This is a genomic window from Acetobacter sp. DsW_059, from assembly GCF_002153695.1.
GTDB classification, from domain to species: Bacteria; Pseudomonadota; Alphaproteobacteria; order Acetobacterales; family Acetobacteraceae; genus Acetobacter; species Acetobacter thailandicus.
This window is the reverse complement of sequence record NZ_JOPI01000028.1, coordinates 22,061-41,409: the sequence shown is the minus strand read 5'-3', so window position 1 is coordinate 41,409 and position 19,349 is coordinate 22,061. Positions and strand designations below refer to the sequence as shown.

At 50.0% G+C, this 19,349-nt stretch carries 15 protein-coding genes; 5 read left to right on the top strand and 10 right to left on the bottom strand.

Annotated features, from left to right (window positions below):
* Positions 1 to 386 precede the first annotated feature (386 nt).
* Positions 387 to 2,753: a TonB-dependent receptor gene (locus HK25_RS07155; RefSeq protein WP_086635789.1), complete on the top strand. Its 2,367-nt coding sequence runs from the start codon at positions 387 to 389 to the stop codon at positions 2,751 to 2,753.
* Positions 2,754 to 2,766: 13 nt separating this feature from the next.
* Here HK25_RS07155 and HK25_RS07150 read toward each other — a convergent pair whose 3' ends face one another.
* Positions 2,767 to 3,954: an MFS transporter gene (locus HK25_RS07150; protein WP_086635788.1), complete on the bottom strand. Its 1,188-nt coding sequence runs from the start codon at positions 3,952 to 3,954 to the stop codon at positions 2,767 to 2,769.
* Positions 3,955 to 4,218: 264 nt separating this feature from the next.
* Between HK25_RS07150 and HK25_RS12950 the strand changes: the two genes are divergently transcribed.
* Positions 4,219 to 4,395 (top strand): hypothetical protein, encoded by a 177-nt coding sequence (locus tag HK25_RS12950; RefSeq protein ID WP_158092813.1) that lies wholly within the window; start codon positions 4,219 to 4,221, stop codon positions 4,393 to 4,395.
* 17 nt (positions 4,396 to 4,412) lie between these two features.
* On the opposite strand, the gene HK25_RS07145 is transcribed toward HK25_RS12950, so the two are convergent.
* Together HK25_RS07145 and HK25_RS07140 are read right to left on the bottom strand one after the other, a co-directional pair.
* Positions 4,413 to 5,339, bottom strand: a complete 927-nt coding sequence (locus HK25_RS07145; RefSeq protein ID WP_158092932.1) for a tetratricopeptide repeat protein — start codon at positions 5,337 to 5,339, stop codon at positions 4,413 to 4,415.
* Between the two features lie 115 nt (positions 5,340 to 5,454).
* Positions 5,455 to 6,687, bottom strand: coding sequence for a tetratricopeptide repeat protein (locus HK25_RS07140; protein ID WP_086635786.1), 1,233 nt, complete (start codon positions 6,685 to 6,687; stop codon positions 5,455 to 5,457).
* A 565-nt stretch (positions 6,688 to 7,252) separates the two neighbouring features.
* On the opposite strand from HK25_RS07140, the gene HK25_RS07135 reads away from it, so the two are divergent.
* Positions 7,253 to 8,887 (top strand): lactate permease LctP family transporter, encoded by a 1,635-nt coding sequence (locus tag HK25_RS07135; RefSeq protein WP_086635785.1) that lies wholly within the window; start codon positions 7,253 to 7,255, stop codon positions 8,885 to 8,887.
* A gap of 57 nt (positions 8,888 to 8,944) precedes the next feature.
* Here the strand turns inward: HK25_RS07135 and HK25_RS07130 are convergent, their stop codons facing one another.
* The 4 genes from HK25_RS07130 to HK25_RS07115 form a co-directional block, all read right to left on the bottom strand.
* Complete coding sequence (locus HK25_RS07130; RefSeq protein WP_158092931.1) at positions 8,945 to 9,919, bottom strand: SPFH domain-containing protein; 975 nt, start codon at positions 9,917 to 9,919, stop codon at positions 8,945 to 8,947.
* Positions 9,920 to 10,032: 113 nt separating this feature from the next.
* Positions 10,033 to 10,689, bottom strand: a complete 657-nt coding sequence (locus HK25_RS07125) for a GNAT family N-acetyltransferase (RefSeq protein WP_233127738.1) — start codon at positions 10,687 to 10,689, stop codon at positions 10,033 to 10,035.
* Between the two features lie 22 nt (positions 10,690 to 10,711).
* Positions 10,712 to 12,877: an FUSC family protein gene (locus HK25_RS07120; protein ID WP_086635804.1), complete on the bottom strand. Its 2,166-nt coding sequence runs from the start codon at positions 12,875 to 12,877 to the stop codon at positions 10,712 to 10,714.
* Positions 12,878 to 13,314: 437 nt separating this feature from the next.
* The gene (locus HK25_RS07115) at positions 13,315 to 13,947 is read right to left on the bottom strand and encodes an EcsC family protein (RefSeq protein ID WP_086635783.1); all 633 of its coding nucleotides are present in this window, start codon (positions 13,945 to 13,947) and stop codon (positions 13,315 to 13,317) included.
* A gap of 153 nt (positions 13,948 to 14,100) precedes the next feature.
* On the opposite strand from HK25_RS07115, the gene HK25_RS07110 reads away from it, so the two are divergent.
* Positions 14,101 to 14,475, top strand: coding sequence for a YidH family protein (locus HK25_RS07110; RefSeq protein ID WP_086553592.1), 375 nt, complete (start codon positions 14,101 to 14,103; stop codon positions 14,473 to 14,475).
* Positions 14,476 to 14,517: 42 nt separating this feature from the next.
* Here the strand turns inward: HK25_RS07110 and HK25_RS07105 are convergent, their stop codons facing one another.
* Positions 14,518 to 15,264 (bottom strand): SDR family NAD(P)-dependent oxidoreductase, encoded by a 747-nt coding sequence (locus tag HK25_RS07105; RefSeq protein WP_086635782.1) that lies wholly within the window; start codon positions 15,262 to 15,264, stop codon positions 14,518 to 14,520.
* 334 nt (positions 15,265 to 15,598) lie between these two features.
* On the opposite strand from HK25_RS07105, the gene HK25_RS07100 reads away from it, so the two are divergent.
* Entirely contained in the window at positions 15,599 to 17,053 is a 1,455-nt protein-coding gene (locus HK25_RS07100) for a phosphomannomutase (RefSeq protein ID WP_198945962.1), read from the top strand.
* 126 nt (positions 17,054 to 17,179) lie between these two features.
* Here the strand turns inward: HK25_RS07100 and HK25_RS07095 are convergent, their stop codons facing one another.
* Complete coding sequence (locus HK25_RS07095) at positions 17,180 to 18,430, bottom strand: 2-hydroxycarboxylate transporter family protein (RefSeq protein WP_158092930.1); 1,251 nt, start codon at positions 18,428 to 18,430, stop codon at positions 17,180 to 17,182.
* 129 nt (positions 18,431 to 18,559) lie between these two features.
* Positions 18,560 to 19,267, bottom strand: coding sequence for an RraA family protein (locus HK25_RS07090; RefSeq protein WP_086635779.1), 708 nt, complete (start codon positions 19,265 to 19,267; stop codon positions 18,560 to 18,562).
* Between the last annotated feature and the right edge of the window lie 82 nt (positions 19,268 to 19,349).

The window sequence follows — 19,349 nt, the reverse complement described above, 5'->3', positions numbered from 1 at the left end:
ACCACAACAGAGAGTGCACGATATAAGCTAAAAATTCAAAACACAAGACGATGCAGGTTTTATTTTTACTAAAAATAATAGTGATTAAAACCCTCTGAAAAAATAAATTATCTTATTGTTTTTATGTTGTTTATTTGAGAATTATCATTTTATAAATGATGCGAATTCGAAATTATTGATAAATTTTAATCAAAATATAACTACTTTTTTGTGGTATTTTTATTTCACGACAATATTGTTGCAAAAATGAAACCAGCACAAACACAAAGCCTGATATGATGTAAGGATACGCGCCACCATGCGCCACACAATGCCAGCCCGATGTTAACACCCGCAACCTTTTTCACCAGTTTGTGCACTCACCCTCCATCAGGGACCTTATAATTATGTTCGCCCAGAAGGCTTTGTTCTCCCTCAGGCTTCAGCCTTTTTCTCACAGATATGTACTGCTCGCATCAGGCATTTTACTGTTTACCTTAAGCGGGCAGGCCCTTGCACAGACGCAGACCGCCCTCGCAAAAACAGCGCACACAGCAGACAAAAACAAAAGCAAAAACCGCCACAGCCCCGCACAGGCTGCAAAGCCTGCCAAAGCCACAGGAAACGCAGTTGAAGGCGGCACAGAAGAAGTGCTGGTGACCTCTGAACGACGCGCTGAAAGCCCGCAGAATATTGGCACATCCCTCAGCGTCATCAGCGGCAAAACACTGACCACACGTAACGTCAATAACGTGTTTGACCTGCAGTATCTTACCCCCTCCCTTCAGGTCACACCACAGTTTGGCAGCGGGCAATATGCTTTTGCTATTCGTGGGGTGGGCTTTAACGATTATGCCAGCAATAACTCCCCCACTGTTGGCGTCTATGTTGATGAAGTCGCAAACCCCGTACCTTTTGCCACCAACGGTATGATGTTTGACATTCAGCGCGTTGAGGTGCTGCGCGGCCCGCAGGGCACACTTTATGGCCGCAACACAACGGGCGGTGCCATTAACTACATTCTGAACAAACCAACATCGACTTTCCACGCTGGTGGTGACGTGCAGTATGGCCGTTTTGGCAGCACAAAAATTGACGGCTATATCTCTGGACCGCTGTCTCAAAAACTGCGCTATCGTCTGTCAGGTGAGACCGAACAGGGCGGAGCCTGGCAGCATAACAGTGACGGCATAAAACTTGGCCGGGTAAACCGTGGCGCAGCACGCCTGCTGCTCGATTATCAGGCCACTGACACGCTGAAGTTTGAGTTTAACCTGCATGGCAGCCGCGACCGCTCTGACGCAAACGGCCTGCACCTTTACAGCCCGATGTCGGCCTTTAACGCGCTCAACCCTTCTGCGCCGATTTATCCGGTCAGCTCTGACCGGTATGAAACCAACTGGGGTACATCATCAGAGTTTGCAAAGCAGCTTGGCATCAGACCCAACACCAAACCGTTTTCGCATATTGATGTGGGCGGCATGAGCTTTCGTGCAGAAAAGAAACTGCCTTTTGTTACCATCACTGATCTGATCAGCTATGATAACATGCAGCGCCAGACTTATATGAATTTTGATGGCTGGTCATCAGCTCTGGCCGATGTCGCCTTTAACACCCGCGCAAGTGTGCTGGCTAATGAGCTGCGCTTTACCTCGCCAGGCAAGCGGAGACTCACCTGGGTAGGGGGTATTTACTACGCCCACCAGTATATGAACGATCATTATCAGTCGGGCTTTTCTGACCTGTATGGCTTTGATGAGGACCTGCGCTACACCCAGATGGTTAACACCATCAGCGGGTTTGGTCAGGCCACTTATCACATCACGCCTAAACTGCGCATTACAGGCGGGCTGCGTATTGAGCATGAACAGCGCACGCTCTCTAACATGAGCTCATACGAAATTATGAATGGTGTCATTACCAACCCTGGTAACGTCGTACGTCATGAAGGAACCGACTACACCCTGCCCTCAGGCAAGTTTGAAATACAGTATAACCCCATAAAAAATGACATGCTCTATGCGTCGTTTACACGGGGTATAAAATCGGGTGGTTTTACCACCTATAACTCGGGCTCTGTCGGGGTAGCCTCAGCACCCTTTAAGCCTGAATCGCTCCTGGCGTATGAGGTCGGCAATAAGTTCTCCCTCCCCTCGCAGCATCTGCGCTTTAATGTTGCCGGTTTTTATTATGAATATAGTAACCAGCAAATTCAGTCTGCCTCACTCAACCCTAAAACCGGCCTGGTCGGCTCAATTGTTAATGCGCCACGCTCGCATATGTATGGCGGAGAGATTGAAGCAGAATGGCACCCTCTGCGCGGGCTTACCCTTTCACAGTCAGCGGGTTTTGCAGTCGGGGCATTTGACAAATTCTCATCTCTTTACAGCGCACATATTGTGAATGGCCTTTATGTCGGTGATTACCGAAACCGTAAGGGAGAAGAATTACCTTTTCCAAAATTCACGGTAAACGGGTCAGTCAGCTACACTTGGGATCTTGGACGTTATAACCTGACAACCGGCATAGATTACAGCCTGCGCAGCACTTACCACTCTCTGTTTGGCTCGCTCTATAACGTGGCAGGCTATACCTTATGGGGGGCTGATATGTCGTTCGGCCCCAAAGATGGCAAATGGACAATAGCAGCCTTTGGTAAAAATATTTTTGACAAAAAATATGACGTAGAAAGGAATTATTTTGTTCAGGGTGCTAATATTGCCCTTGCCGGTATGCCCGCCACATGGGGTGTGCGTTTAAGTGTGAATTATTAAAACGTACATCTGATCAGCCCGGCTTCGTTTCACGCGGGAGCCGGGTTATAAAACAGAGTAATGCGATCAGTAATGGTGCAGAACAGACCACTACCATATAGACCAGGAACCCAATACTGTTCTGGAAATCAAAAATATAATCGAAAACCGGCATAGCACTTCTGCCAAGCTCATGAATACAAAAGAGCAGACCAAAAACCGCACCCATACATGAAAAATCAGCAGGAAAACGGAAACAAATACAGGCACTCAAAACAATGCAGCTCAGAAATGCAGCATAAAAAATCATCATGATTGTAAAATTTAATTCTGCAGGCACATAAAATCCTGAAGTCATCGTTATTAATTTTAAGATAAAAAACACACCAAGCAAAAAAAATGGTGATATATATTTACTCAGAACACCGAAAAGACAAACAGAGACCATTTCTACAACACCAAGGCAGATAACAAATAAATAAGAATTATTCCCAGCCTCCGTCTCTCGTATAAAATGTATTAATAAAGAATCATGGAATGATAAAATCAAACCAGTACACAGCATAGCTGACGCCAGTACCAGAAAGGCACGCGTTCTGATAAAAGTTACAATCTGAGTATTAAAAAAAGCCTGCTTTAATGGCCTGGAGCGCATTGCTGTATCAGCTACTCTGGCCAGCTGCGCCCGCAACATATAACAGAGAAAACAACCCAGAATACAAAACAGCAGACCACAAAAATACGCTGCACTCTGCCAGGAGAGTGTTTTCTCAAGCTTCTCCCATAGCTGAACAAAAGCAATATACCCGCCCCCCATAGCACTCACCATCAGAGCATAACTCAGACCCGCTCTCTGCCGCGGCAAAGACTGGCCCGTCAGAACAAAAAGAGGAACGTAAGTGGCACTCGCCTGTGCGGCAGCAAGCCACACCCCCGCGACGAGAAGAAACCACAAGGAATCTGTACAGGAAGGCAGCGCAAACAGTGCTGAGGCAGACAAAAATGAACCTGCAACCAGAACACGGGCCGCCCCATATTTATCACTTAATACGCCTGAAACATAAGAAGAAAAACCAAAGCTGACTGAATAAAGAACCGGTAACGCAACAAGCCAGGCAGAATGAGATAAAAAACCCCTGAACTGTATATAATAGATTAAAAACATCATCTGCATCGCACTGGCGCATAACAGAGTAAGGAAGCCACAGAACAGGTATTTCATATTTTCTCGTTTAGATGGCGTAAGATTAAAAATTAGTAATATACTATAACCAGCTGATTTAATACCCGGAAAACCCGCTCTGCCCCTGCATAAACAGCGCAATAAATAACTATTTAATATCGTTATTTAAAATGAAATAAACACATATTCATATAAAAATATGCAAAATGTATTTTTTTCGTGTTGTAAAAATTATAATTCACACTATTTAGAGTGTAATATGTTTCGCAGATTTCGCACCATTGTAGCAAGGAGAATGGTTCCATGCTGAATAAAACACTATTTTCTGGCGTTATTACTGCTGGTGTTGTTTTTGCACTGAGCAGCCTGGTCATACCCGTGCAGGACGCCCGCTCAGCCATACTCAGCCTGTCACAGGCCACGTCATGCCTGTTTCAGTATGACGCAGCCATGCCTGCACTTAAAGCTGATGTAAAATAACAGCCATTACCCGGCTGTTATGAAGGATGGCAGGTATCACCTGCTTTTTTATACCACTCCTGCGCCTGACCTTTATTTTCAGGCACACCCTGCCCGTAAGCATATAACTGGCCTATGCGGCACATCGCATCAGAGTTACCTGCCCGCGCTGCCTGCTCGTACAGCCCTAACGCTCTGGTATAGTCCTGGTCGTCACCTGAGGCATCATTATACAGGCGGCCAGCGTTAAACATACCATCAGGGCTGCCTGCCTCAGCGGCCTTTTTATACCAGGTCAGCGCTTTCTCTTTATTGACTGGTGTGCCCAGCCCCAGCTCATACATCTCGGCTGTGCTGAACATGGCGCGGATATTGCCGTTTTCGGCGGCCATTTCATACAGGTGCAGGCCTTTTTTATAATCATGCGTACCGCCCTGACCGTTGCAGTAAGCTGTAGCAATATCAACAAGCCCCTGAGTTTTCACTGCCTGCTCAGAGCGTTTCTGCCATTTTGCTGCTTTTTTGCGGTTAACAGAGACACCCCTTCCATTTTCATACAGCGTTGCCAGGCGTGACATCGCGACCGCATTGCCTGCATCAGCTGCTTTTTCATACCATTCATGCGCTTTTTCATAATCCTGCGGCACACCATGCCCCTGCTCATAAAGCGCACCCAGGTCAAGCATAGCGGTTGCCCCGCCTGCAGCAGCCGCTTTTTCATACCACTCAAATGCCCGGTTATAATCAAGTGGCACGCCTCGCCCTGTTTGATACAGCGCACCGAGGTCGGTCATTTTCTCAGCGCTGTCAGCACTGAATGTTGATGGTCCGGGCGCTTTTTTGGCTGCCACCACCGGCGGATGAGCCCTGGCAGGCGCAGCCAGCGCCCGCACCGGAGTAAGAGGCACTATCAGCGACAGTGAAAGAAAAGCAAAAGAGCCGGATAAAGAACGCAGTGCTGTCATAATAATCTTTACACCCATCAGAAATGCAGTGCAGTTAACTGCGTTACTGCTGTGAAAATCAAAAGCAAACAAAAAAAGAATGTCTTTGTGTTTATTTTTTGGCAACTATCATATTTCAGTCAGCATGACACGTAACGCTGGTTTTTTCATACCAGAACTGTGCTTTCTGCTTATCCTCGGCAACACCATAACCATGTTCATAAAGCGCGGCTATACGACACATGGCATCGCTATTGCCTGCAGAAGCTGCTTTTTCATACCATTCGCGGGCCATACCGTAATTCTGAACAACGCCGTGGCCTTTTTCGTATAAAACACCAAGAGAAGTCATGGCTGAGCTGCTGCCTGCCTGTGCGCCCTGCTGATAAAGCTCGCGCGCCCTGACATAATCCTGCGTGACGCCCTGGCCACTATCATACAGCCTGCCAAGATTGGTTATCGCACTGACATTACCCTTTTCAGCAGCCTGCTCGTACAGCTCGTGCGCTTCGCCATAGTCCTGCTGCACACCACAGTTACCGGTTTCATACAGCACGCCCAGACTATTCATCGCGCTGTCATTCCCCTCGTCTGCTGCCTGATGATAGAGCTGAAGGGCTTTTTCACAGCTTTTTGCCGCGCCATGACCATACTGATACAGCCTGGCAGCGTTCACTATACCGTCTGTATCACCGGCCTGACCGGCCTGCTGATAATAATCGAGCGCCTTTGTGTAGCTTTGAGGCACACCAAGACCACCCTCATATAAAACACCGATATTTCTGGCCGGCGCTTTATGATCACCCGCCCGGAATGCCTTGTGATACCACTCAAACGCCATGGCATAATTCTGCGCGACGCCTTTACCGGTTTTATATAAAACCCCAAGATTATTCATCGCCTGAACATTACCGGCAAGAGCGCCTTTTTCGTACCACTGAAAGGCTTTTCTCTCATCCTGCTGAACACCTTTGCCTTCAGCATAAAATATGCCGGTATACAGCATAGCCTCAGAATTACCGGCAACAGCTGCCTTGTGATACCACTTAAACGCGTTCTCATAGCTGCGCACAACACCATGCCCCTGCCGGCAAAGAGTCGCCAGATGCACCATGGCCCTGACATTGCCGGCGCTGGCACCTTTTTCATAATAGTAAAAGGCAGATGTATAATTTCCTGGCATATCATCTGCGCCATTTTCATAGAAATGACCCACAGCAAAAAAAACTTCACCCTGAACAACAGACACATAAGAGTGGGTCAGAGCCGCAGTGCTGTCTGCTCTGATCGTGTCAGATTTATTGAAATAACCAAAACATAAGAATAAAAATAAAAAACTGACTCCACATAATTTTAATATGTTTTTCATAACAGACTGTTTTTATCCTTAAAAAGTTATTTATATTTTTATTTAAATACAGTTCACTATTTAATAAATAAAACCTGGAATTTTATCTTATTTTATCTGCATAAAAATTTAAAGCTCTTAAGTGTTCAGGGGCTCTAGCATAACAAGCAAAATCCCCACAACCCGAAAAATGAATATTTTTTCAACTTCTGGTATTATCTATATAAATGTATCAACCATACATTTTATATATTTTCCTGCATAATTATTAACTTTAATATGTTTTTCAATAAGATACCTGTTTTTCAACAGAAACACCTGCCTGCATCCGGCTTTTTATTTCGAATAGAAAATAATTACTGAGTTTTCGAAAATTCCCCGCCAGATAAAACCTGCCCTTAGTATCTGATTACCTTATATAAACTGAAGAGTTCTGCCTCACACAACTGTCATTTTTCGCTGGTATAAAGTCAGCCTACAGTCATAATAAGCGTTTCTTCAGCCTGCACATCAGGCACACCCCGAAGAAAAATAAAACCAACAAAAACACCGTTGTACAAACGGGAGCACTGGGGAAAATTTACTCATGACCTGGCAACAGATCTACGATCCCGTCGGCAATATCTGGCTTTCGGGCCTGGTCGCACTCACGCCCATTCTCTTTTTCTTTTTTGCTCTTCTGGTTCTCAAACTCAAAGGGCACATTGCCTGCACCATTACAGTAGGTATCACCCTGGCCATTGCCATTCTGTTTTATAAAATGCCTGCCCTGACTGCTGTCAGTGCCGGGCTTTATGGTTTTTCCTACGGGCTGTGGCCTATTTCATGGATCATCATAGGCGCTGTATTTTTATATAAAATCTCGGTCAAAACCGGGCATTTCGACATTATCCGCCATTCGATCTCCTCTGTATCAGAAGATCACCGTATTCAGGTTCTTCTTGTTGCCTATAGTTTTGGTGGCTTTCTGGAGGGAGCCGCTGGCTTTGGCGCACCTGTGGCCATTACCACCGCCCTTCTGGTGGGCTTAGGTGTGCCTGCCATCACTGCCGGCGGGCTGTGTCTGATTGCTAATGCTGCGGCCGGTGCCTTTGGGGCTATGGGCATTCCGGTCATTGTAGGGGCACAGGTTATTGGCGCGGCACCTGACGCTGTCAGTGCTCATGTTGGCTACCTGCAAATGGTCATTGCTTTTATCATCCCGATCTGGCTGGTGGCTATGTCTGACGGCCTGCGCGGTCTGCGTGAAATCTGGCCGGCTATTTTTGTTGCCGGCGCCTCCTTCGCCCTCCTTCTGGGTGGGACAGCCGTGTTCATCGGCCCTGAGCTGCCCGATATTATCGCCCCCCTGGGCACACTGATTATTCTGCCGTTTTTTCTGCGCTTCTGGCAGCCAAAGCATATCTTCAAATTTAAAAACGACACACAGGCCGTCACTCCGGCGGTCACGGCACGTGCCTGCAGCATGGCTGAAATTGCCCGAGCATGGTCTCCTTTTGTTATTCTGACTTTCTGTGTCGCCCTGTGGAGCCTTAAACCTGTTAAACGTCTGTTTGCTGCCGGTGGCCCGCTGAACTGGACAACACTGACTTTTAACTTCCCCGGTTTGCACGACAAGGTGCTCAAAAGCCCGCCGCTGACAGATATGCCAACACCATATCACGCCGTTTTTCACCTCGATTTTATCTCATGTGTTGGTACGGCCATTATTCTTTCCGCCATCATTTCAGTGTTTGTGCTGAGAATGAAGCCAGCCGTTGCCGCCGAGACATTTTTTGAAACAATCAGCAGCCTCAAAATCTCTATTTATGCCATTGGCATGGTGCTGACCTTTGCGTTTCTGGCCAATTACTCAGGCCTTTCAACTACGCTGGCTCTGGTTATGGCCCGCTCAGGCCGTGCCTTTACCTTTTTCTCACCTGTGCTGGGCTGGCTTGGTGTTTTCCTCACCGGGTCTGACACCTCATCAAACGCCCTGTTTGGCGGGCTTCAGGCTGCAACCGGGCGACAGATCGGGGTAACAGCAGATATTCTCATCGCAGCGAATACGGTTGGCGGTGCAGTCGGCAAAATGATCTCACCACAGTCCATTGCTGTGGCCTCTGCCGCTGTGGGCCTGACCGGCCAGGAAGGAAAGCTGCTCGGTTTCACACTAAAGTGCAGCATTATCCTTGCGCTGCTGTGCGGTGCAGCGACCTCACTGCTCGTCTATATTTTTTAACACCTGCACCTGATACGCCTTAGCCTGCAGTTAAGGCGTATTGTGCAGCGGCCCCTGTTACATACCGGCATTAACCGTCGGCGTGGCCTCACGGTCGCCAATCAGCACGACCAGCAGATTTGAAATCATTGCAGCACGCTGCTCGGGTGGAAGCGGCGCGCCCATACGCTTTTCAAGGCTGTTCAGCGCATCATCAATAATAGCAACTGCCCCTTCGGTAATGATACGCCGGGCAGAAATAACCGCACTGGCAGCCTGCTTACGCAACATTGCCCCGGCAATTTCAGGAGCATAGGCAAGGTGAGAAATGCGCGCTTCAACAATCTCTATCCCCACAGAAACCATGCGCTGCTGTAACTCGTTAAGCAACAGGCCGGCCAGGGCATCGCTGCCGTCACGCAGTGTCAGGCCAGAGTGAATGGGGTGCTCAGGCGGGTGGCCTGTGGCATCAGGCTGTTCGGTCGGATCGTAAGGATACTGGCTTGCCAGCACCCGCAGCGTTGTTTCACTTTGTGCGGCAACATAGTCCTGATAATCATCAACCTCGAGCAATGCACAGGCAGCCTCTGACACGCGCCAGATAATAACAGCCCCGATCTCGACCGGGTTGCCCACAGCATCATTGACCTTCAGGGGGCCGCTTTCTTCCGTTTTCAGTCGTAAAGAGACTTTTTCACGAGAATAAAACGGGTTTATCCACCAGAAACCCGGGCGCGCCAGAGTGCCACGATAAGCCCCCAGAAACAGACACACAACGGCCTGATTCGGTTGCAGCACAACCAGCCCCTTAAGGACGAGTAAAGCAAATATCAGCAGGGTCGCACCCACAGCAGGCCCTGCCACCGCGCCGGCACCAGGGAGATCGGGATCAGAATGCGTGATACAAAACAGAGCCGGAAGCGCCAGCAACACACCGACGCCCAGCGCAGCCCAGGCACTCATCGAAAAAAGTACACGCTCAGCAATGCGCTGCGTGACGCGCTTTTTATTTTCAACATCTGGCACAGGCTCAGACGATAAAGCATTAACCATTAAAAAAGACCCTTTATTACAGAAGAAACGGGCCATTAATGCTGCCCTGAGCCAGGCGGATACTAGCAGACCGACTTCTGCACGACTATCTTTTTCAATAATCAGGCAGAATATTAAACAAAGCTCAGTCTGCTATGCTGCTGCCCGTCAGCCCCGAAATTATCTGCGGCAAGCCAGCGTTTATAACCTGCACGCAGGCGGGGCCATTCCTGGTCAGTTATCGCAAACCAGGCGGTGTCACGGTTATGGCCTTTTACAACCATGTGCTGGCGAAAAAGCCCCTCAAACCTGAAACCAAAACGCTCTGCTGCACGCTTTGAGGGTTCATTTGCGTTATCACACTTCCACTCAAGCCGCCTGTAGCCCAGAGCAAAAACATAATCCGCCATAAGGAAGAGTGCTTCTGTTGCAACACGCGTGCGGGCTATGGCCGGCCCCCATAAAATACTGCCAATTTCTGTTACACCATGGGCTGTGCTGGTGCGCATCAGAGCCTGTCGCCCCTCGGCCCGCCCGGTCACTTTATCAATAACCGCAAAAAATAACGGGTCCTGACCGGCAGCGGCTTTCTCTGTCCAGGCGTGTTGTGCCGCAGGGTTTGCAGGCACCTCGTCAAAAAGATACCTGAAGCGTGCCTCTGCTCCAGGGGCTGTCGCCGCCTCGAATAATGTCTGTGTATGCTGTGCAGCATCCAGGGGCACGAGTGCCGTAAACGTGCCCTCCAGCCTTTTACGCTCAGGCGCGGGCGCGCCCTGCCAGTCTGAACACACCCTCTGATCCTCCTGTGGTTTATTATAGCAGTCGCTGGGCCATATAGGGGGATGAGGCATCAAAAAATTCCTTATTATGCGTAAGTTCAGCTTCTATCACCTGCAGGCTTGCCAGCGCACGCAGCATCTCCTCACGCACCGACAAATTCATCTCCATACGTTCACAGCGCTGAAGACGCAGGGCAGCCAGATGCGCCGCCCGGGCTGTGCGCCCGTACTGACGGCCATATCGCCCTGAGAAATGCTGCATACGACGCAGCAGAAGCTCCACCGCCCGCTCGGCCTCTGATGACAGGACATGCCGTGACATAATGGCCCGCAGGCTCAGAATATTAAGCCCGATCGTAATGGCTGATAACACGCCGCTGATATAGCTTTGCAAAACAAGAGATTTCTTATCCCCTGATATAGAAGAAAGAGAAACAAAATTCTCAATCCCCCGGCCAATCACCTCGGCTGGTGACGGAGGATTGCTCCAGGTCGCCAGGCGCCGCATCAGACGTAAAATGCCCGCACGCATATCCCAGCGCAAACCATCAGGATCAACCGGCAGGAAAACGCGATACATCCACATGACATATGTCATTGATAAAACGAGCGGCAACGCCGTGTTAAAATAAAGCAGCTCATCCATCCGCCCCTGGTTCATCGGGCCGACCAGAATAGGCAGAAACAGATTATAGGCCACCGCCCCCAGCACCAGAGCAGGAGACGCAAAAGCCAGCCCCCCCAGCAGCATAGGTACAGCCAGACACATAGCCAGCATCTCGTATGTCGTGGGGTGTGACATCACCCACAAATCAAGCACGCCACAGGCAAGTACTGAACATAATGTGCCATGGAGAAAGGCCCGTGTCGCCAGAGCAGGCTGCTCAAGTGTGGAGAATAACGAACAGACAATGGAAACAAACATCAGAAATGTAAGACCATCAGGCCAGGCGGTTGTGATCCATATCAGCCCGGCGAAAAAGATAGTAACCGAAGCCCGCAAACTGTTCGTAATCGCCACCGGCCAGTCACGGTAGCTATGCATACCATAATGAAACGTGTCGTGCGGCTGAGGGTTACGGCTCATCTCAAACTGCTCAAGCGTAAGCCGCAGTTCGTTCAGCACCTCATTAAGCTTGTGTAAAAGCTGCCCCTGCCCGGCGATAATCCCTTCACGCTGCATATCAACAGGGGGGCGAACTGCGGCCGTCATTTCAGCCTCAAGGCAGAGTGCGGCCATTGAGCGGCAAAGCCCCTGAAGCTGCACCAGTTCAGCCAGCACCGGAACAGCAGACATATCAGCCTGTAACCTGTCAGGTAAAACCTGCAAAAAGCGCTCTGTCTGTTCAATAATCTGCTGAAAATCGCTCCCCTTCTCCGCCACCGTGCCTTGCAGGGCTAACAGTTCCATCCCCCGTGAGAGCAGCACCGTCATGGCCGCGAGTGCTGCCCTGGCATGATCACCCTCATGATGGTGTTTACCCATTTCAATTTCAGCAAACTCGATCTGGTCACTCAGGGTCAGGATAGTCCCGAAGACATCGGATGAAGAGACAACAGCCTGACGGTCACCCTTTATGGTGCTGATCAGCGTGCGGGTGGCGCCGCCAAAAGCCTGCACAAAATTTGCTGCCAGCCTGTTTTTCGCACGGTTTTCCAGACGATACTGAAACAGCGATGATATAACCGTTTCAACTACGATACCCAGTGTAATATAGGTCGCACGTGCCATAGCGATATCAAAAATATGATGCGGTGCCGCGGCACCATCAAGTGCGATAATCGCGTAAGTAAAACCCGAGGCACGCATGCCATGTATACGGTAGTTGGTCATGGTCGGAGGGCCAGGCAGCAGCGTGCCGATAAAACAAAACCCGCCAATACCTGCGGCCAGGAACAATACATATAAAAGCGGCGCCTGCGGCATGCAGGCCACCAGTGTCACAGCGCAGATCGTGCCCACAACCATGCCGAACATATGCCAGCGCGCTTTGGCGATCGATTTACCACGCGTACCCTGAGCTATCATCCACACAGTAAGTGCTGCCCACTGCGGGCTGCCAAGCTCCCACCACAATGCGATACCCAGCGCAATAAGCGAGGAAATCGTTGTGCGCACTGCATAACCAAACGATAAAAAATCGGGGGCATAAAGCCAGCGAAAATGATCAAGACGACGCGGCCTGCCATCCTGAGCCATAAGCTGCCGGGTAAAACCAGCCAGACGCTGATAAAACTGACTGACAGAAGATGCGGTATACCTCACGCTCTGCCCCACCCGTCTTTTCGGATATTTTGCGCTCTCATGCCCTCCGTCATACCCCGGATAAGACACAAGCTGTCATACCATCTTGTCATAGGCGAACCGCTCTGAGTGGGGGGACAACCCCTCACTCAGAGAATAACTAACTGGCTATCAGCGCCATCCGGGCCATCCGGATAAAAAACGCACCTTTTCCCAGAAGCTCATAAATCTCAGCTGCGGGTCCTGGTCACCACATACAGGACACACATGAGGATAAACCAAACAATCACTTTTCTGATAAAAAAACGCATGCCATGTGCACTTTTGACACTGCACAAGCAAATACGGCTTTCGGGGCCTCATAACCATTTTTTTACCTCAAAAATCCGACATTAACCTTCAGGAATAAATGTCTTTCTGGCAGTATTACCTATAATATTTGTCGTTACGCCATCAAATGCACCACCGACAACACCACCCACTAAAGGCACCATTTTAGTTAAGTTCAGAACGCCTGTTGTGCCGGCTTTTGTCATCAGTCTGAAGCCAACAGCTTTATTAATCGTTTTAATCATCTCTCCGGTTATATATTTCTGGATCGCTGATGCCGTAAATTTAGTACCTATCTGCACACCGGCAGTTTTCATCACTTCGGACGCACTATTGCCTGTCATACAGACAAAACATAATGTTTTCACTCTGTCATCAAGTACATTGTGCCCGCCCATGTGAGCAATACCGGCGATCATACGTAATTGTATGTACATACTCGATGCCATATTGGCAGGAATAGCTGCAGGAAGTGTGACCAGCCCACCAAGATTTGTAACAAAACCACCGGTTGCTGCTTTAGTATTCTGCCACCGTATTAAACTATTGGCTGCTTCTTTCAGATTATGACCATTAGAATGAAGATACTCATCAGCCAGCTCCTGAGCTGTGCCTAAAACGCCACCACCTGACACAGCTTTTTCGTAACCCCACTCAAGCGCTTTCTCAATAACACCTAATTTTTTATCTGACATCCCCGTCGCCTTCTGCTTTATAACAAAATGTTTGCTATATACTGACGGTTATTTTTTCTCGTCAACTTACCATTCTGTTCTTAAATAAAAAGATAATTTATATGAAACAGTATGTTAGTCTATCACCAGATATATAAAGGATAACGATATCCTATGATTCCCCGTTACAGTGACCACGCCGCCAATGAGCGCACGTTTCTGGCCTGGGTCCGCACGGCTCTGGCCATGGTTGCTTTTGGAGCAGTGCTCGCCAAATTTAATCTTTTTCTGCGCCTGACAGTGGCACAAAACCTGTCTGAAAGCGGCAATACGCATCAGGCTACTGCTGTGCTGGGCATTACCTTCGTTACACTGGGTATTGCGTTATTCCTTCTCTCTTACCGGCGTTTTTGTCGCACACGTAAAGAAATCAGAGATGAAACGCTGCACACCCCCGAAAGACCGGTCATGGAGCTGATTACAACAATAGCGCTCGCCGGCCTTGGCATAACCGTGCTGATTGCCCTGATAAAAGAGCTGTCTTTCTGAGCCGACCGCTCCTGGCAGTCCCCCCGCTAACCGGACTGGATATTACGCTCTGACTTTATGTAAAATACGCGCAGGCAGGTCGCGTACAACCGCTGTGACTTTACGCCACAGGCAGGGAATATAGACGATCGGCTCAACCGGGTCCTGAGCGATCATTACCAGCTGCTCAGCCACACGGGCAGGTGTCGCCCACAGCATATAATTGTCAGTATGTGAGGACATCACCGGCCCATCAAGCAGGTCAAGTTTTGCCACAACCGCAGACGCCCCAAAAGGGCGTAACCGCTGTGATAATGTTTCTATCAGACGAGAGAGGCCGGTATGAGCCGCCTCACCGGCATCATTTGAATGACGCACCTGATCTGAAACAACAGAACACACAGCAACCAGCACACCACTGCGCTGTTTTTCAAGCTGCGCAGCCGCAGCCTGACACCACTGAACAGCACCTGAAAAATTTGAACGAACAATAACAGGCCCGGCCATACGCTGTTTTACGTTGCTCTGATGGCTCAGAAAACCATAAAACACGAAAACAAGGTCAACATGCCCGCCAAGGTCAGCCACCATCCTGCCGAAAGAAAAATCAGCCCCCTGCTCACAGGCATCGTCAGTGACACGTGTCGTGCACCGCACTGCACCGGCGGCTTCGAGCTGCTGGGCCAGCTGCTCAGCCCGCAGGCCGTTGCGGGCCACAAGCACAAACTCAGCCCCCTGACGGGCATAACGGAGGGCTGTTGCCTCAGCCATGGCAGAAAGCGCACCAAGGATAATAATCTTTTTACTCATTGCAATAAATTCTCTTTTTAAAAACCTGATACTATCGTTCAGTGCGCTGCGTGCCCCGGCCGGCGGTTCGGAGAAAAACCGGCATACAGTATATATTATTACGTAAAATACATTAAAAATAATCTGTTAAATCATACTTTTAAATATATTACCTGTAAAATTATTAATGAATTTTAATTTTATAATTCACTCTTATATTGCATGAAGTCAAGAGTAAACCATGCGCTTTACGTGTGACATCATTTTAAAAGAAGGGTATCTCCTCTCTGTTGTTTAAAAACAACAGATGAACAAAGCACAAAAGGCCCACGACACAATGAACATTGCTGCATGGATGAAACAGTCAGCCGTTGCTTTTGGTACCAGTGGTGTACGCGGGCTGGTCAGTGCTCTGACAGATGAGCTGTGCTATATATGCACAAAAGGCTACCTTCTCTATCTGGCAACGCAGGGGGAGTTTAAACCCGGCAGCCCCGTTGCTGTTGCAGGGGACCTGCGCCCAAGCACCCCTCATATTATGAAAGCCTGCATTGCCGCTATTGAGGATATGGGAGGCAAGGTCGTTTTTTGCGGGGCTGTACCATCACCTGCTTTATGTTCTTTTGCCTATGCCCGAAACATGCCCTCACTCATGATCACCGGCAGCCACATTCCCGATGACCGTAACGGTATTAAATTCAACCGGGCCTGCGGGGAGTTTCTTAAAACTGACGAGCAGGGCATGCTCTCTCAGGATGTTACACTACCTGACGGGCTGACTGACACACATGGCGCACTGATCAGCCCGCCCGCTTTCCCGCCCGTCACTGATATTCTCCCGCCATTTATCGCCCGCTATACAGATTTTTTTGGCACAGACACGCTGAAAGGCCTTAAACTTGGCATTTATCATCACTCTGCCGTAGGGCGTGATGTGCTGATGCAGATTATGCAGACACTGGGGGCTGAGGTTACACCCCTCGGGCGTTCAGAAACCTTTATTCCGGTTGATACTGAGGCTGTCCGCCCCGAAGATGTCATTCTGGCGCGCGAATGGAGCAGCGCCGGTACGTTTGATGCTATCCTCACGACCGACGGCGACTCAGACCGCCCGCTTCTGGCTGACGAAACCGGCACCTGGCTGCGGGGCGATACACTTGGCCTGTTAACCGCTCAGTTTTTAAAAGCAGGCAGCGTCACCACCCCGGTCAGCAGCAATACAGCCCTTGAGCGCAGTCAGCTCACCAGCCACGCCATACGTACCCGCATTGGTTCACCCTATGTCATTGACGCGATGAACGCGGCTGCCTCTGCCGGGCACACTCCGGCTGTAGGTTACGAAGCCAATGGCGGTTTTTTGCTGGCAAGCCCTGTAACCCTTAACGGGCGCACTATTACAGCCCTGCCTACGCGTGACTCTGTTTTGCCCATGCTGTGCGCTCTGGTAGCCAGCCAGCGCATACCTGGCCGCTGCCTGTCAGCACTTGTTGCCAGCCTGCCCGCGCGCATCACTGACAGTGACCGCCTGAAAGAGATGCCAACTGACACCAGTAAAGCACGCCTGCAAGCACTGCTGAGCGCACCAGAGCGGGATGAAACCGTCAGTGCACTCAGCAAGGCCTGTGGTATGCCGGAGGATATCAACCTGACGGATGGCGTAAGGCTCACTTTTGCCTCTGGCGAAATTGTGCATCTGCGCCCATCAGGCAATGCACCTGAGCTGCGGGTGTATGTTGAGGCTGACAATGCTGAGCGTGCCCGTGCCCTGCTCACCCTGGCGCTCAGACAGGTCAGCCGCTGGCGCGACTAATATGCGAAGAGAGCAGGATGAACCGCTGTAACAGACTGGATTGTGTGCCTCTCTTCCTCCGGGTCATGTCATGGCTTTCAACACTGAGTGAAAACTCATGAAAAATTCAGGGTGTTACGCAATCTTTCAGTGATGCAGCCAGGCATAGACCAGCAAAGCAAGTGTTACGGTCACAAAACCACCAATCTTAGTGGCAACCTGAGCACTCGCCATGAGCGAAAGGCGCTCCCCCGCGCTGAGTATCGCCACATCGCCCGCGCCGCCTGAGCTGGCATGGCAGACCATGATCATCGCGGCCTCAACCGGATACATGCGTAAAAACCGGGCCATTATAAAACCGGTGCCGGCCAGCGCCGCCACGGTGCATGCCACTGTTATGCAAATAGCCGGTGAAAAAGCCGCAACCAGCGGCTGCCAGGGAGTTAGCACAACACCAATACAAAACATGAGCGGATAGGTGCACGACGTGGCAAAAAACCGGTAAATCCAGCGGGCGCCCTCTTCCATACTCACCGGGATCAGATGACCTGTTTTCAGCATAATGGCGAGAAAGAGCATGATAAGCGGTGCAGGAAATGAAATAACATGCTCAATAACAGACGACACGCCATAAAGCGTAATCAAAGCCAGGCCTGATGTCGCCACGCGCCCCGGGTCAGAAATAAGGGGGAGATGAACCTGCGGGTCAGCCTCATCATTCTCTGCGTCCATAATCAGCAGGTTGCCGTTGCCTGTCAGCACGGGTTTACGCACCCCAAGAGTGTGCAGGCCGCCTGCAATGACAATGGCGCAGATATTCGCCATAGCCACAATAGGCAGCAGCCCGCCGATGAGAGACGCCTCTGACTGATGCGTTATCGCCGCATAGCCGGTAGCAAGAGGCACTGCCCCCTCGCCCACACCACCGGCCATAACCGGCACAAGAATAAAAAACAGAATATATTTTGCATCAAGCCCGCACAGCAGGCCAACAGCCATGCCCACACCAAAAGCCACAAGGGAGGCCACAGCAAGAGGGTTTAATACCTTGATGATATTGGCAAGAAGAGTTTTTCGGTTCATCGAAAAAATGCTGCCGACAACTACAGCTGTTACAAAAAGATAGAGAAAATTACTCTGTTTATAAAAGGCTGTAATCGCGCTCTCAAGCGGGTGTGGCAGCAGCCCGTAAAATACGAGAGCTGACGGCAGAAATGTGTTCAGGATAACAGCCCCGCCCACCGAACGAAAACCCGGTATGCGGTGCCCGATTTCGGCCAGCGGGTATGAACACACAGCCAGCACAACAGACATAATACATAAATCAGAGCTGACCCTGCCCTGCACCACCAGAATGATGACGCAGACAGCAGCTATCAGAAAAACAGGCAGCGGCATTAATGAGATCCGAAATGCCGCCACCCTTTGCCATAATGACAAAGGCGGAGATGAAAAACCTGTGTCTCTCAAAGAATGTTTATTCATTGTATTCTTTTTCATTGAAGGAGACAGAAAAAAGTCAGGGGGCTAAACCATTACCCCTTTGCTGCGCAGCAACGTATCAATACGTTCTGAATCGCCCTTTTCGCGTGCGTTCGTCTGGCGGATATTTTCCTCTTTCACGAGGTGCGCCTGTACTTTTGGCATCAGAGAGGGCAGCTCAGCGACAGGAATGGCAATAATACCATCAGCATCAGCCAGCAGCAGGTCACCCGGCATAACAACCAGCCCGCCACAGCTGATGGGAATATTAACAGCACCCGGACCATCTTTAGCTGGCCCGCGATGAGTGTGGCCTCTTGCAAAACAGGCCATGCCCCCTTCATCCCACTCAGCCAGGTCGCGCACGGCACCATCAATCACGAAGCCACCCAGTTTACGTGCCAGGGCTGTTGTGCGCATCAGCCCGCCCACAATAGCCTGCTCGGTTGAGCCCCCGGCATCAATCACAACCACATCACCCGGCTCTGCCATCAGCAGGGCTTTATGAATAATCAGGTTATCACCCGGGCGGGTACGCACCGTAACAGCCCGGCCACAGACAGGCGTATGAATATCAGGATGATAAGGCCGCAACCCTGTTGCCCCGATGCTGCGGCCCATACAATCACCCGCGACTGCAACGGGAACAGCCCGCCAGGCCTCAAGCACATCAGCTGCGATTGCCGCACCATTAGGCAGAATACGCCAGCCCGGCGGCCAGCTGTACTGCTCATCGGGAACGATATAACTCATGATCAGCTCTCCTGCATCTGCGATATGGCGAAAAACTGATCGCAGATTAGGCTTCCCATTTCGTAAATATCTATTCAATAAT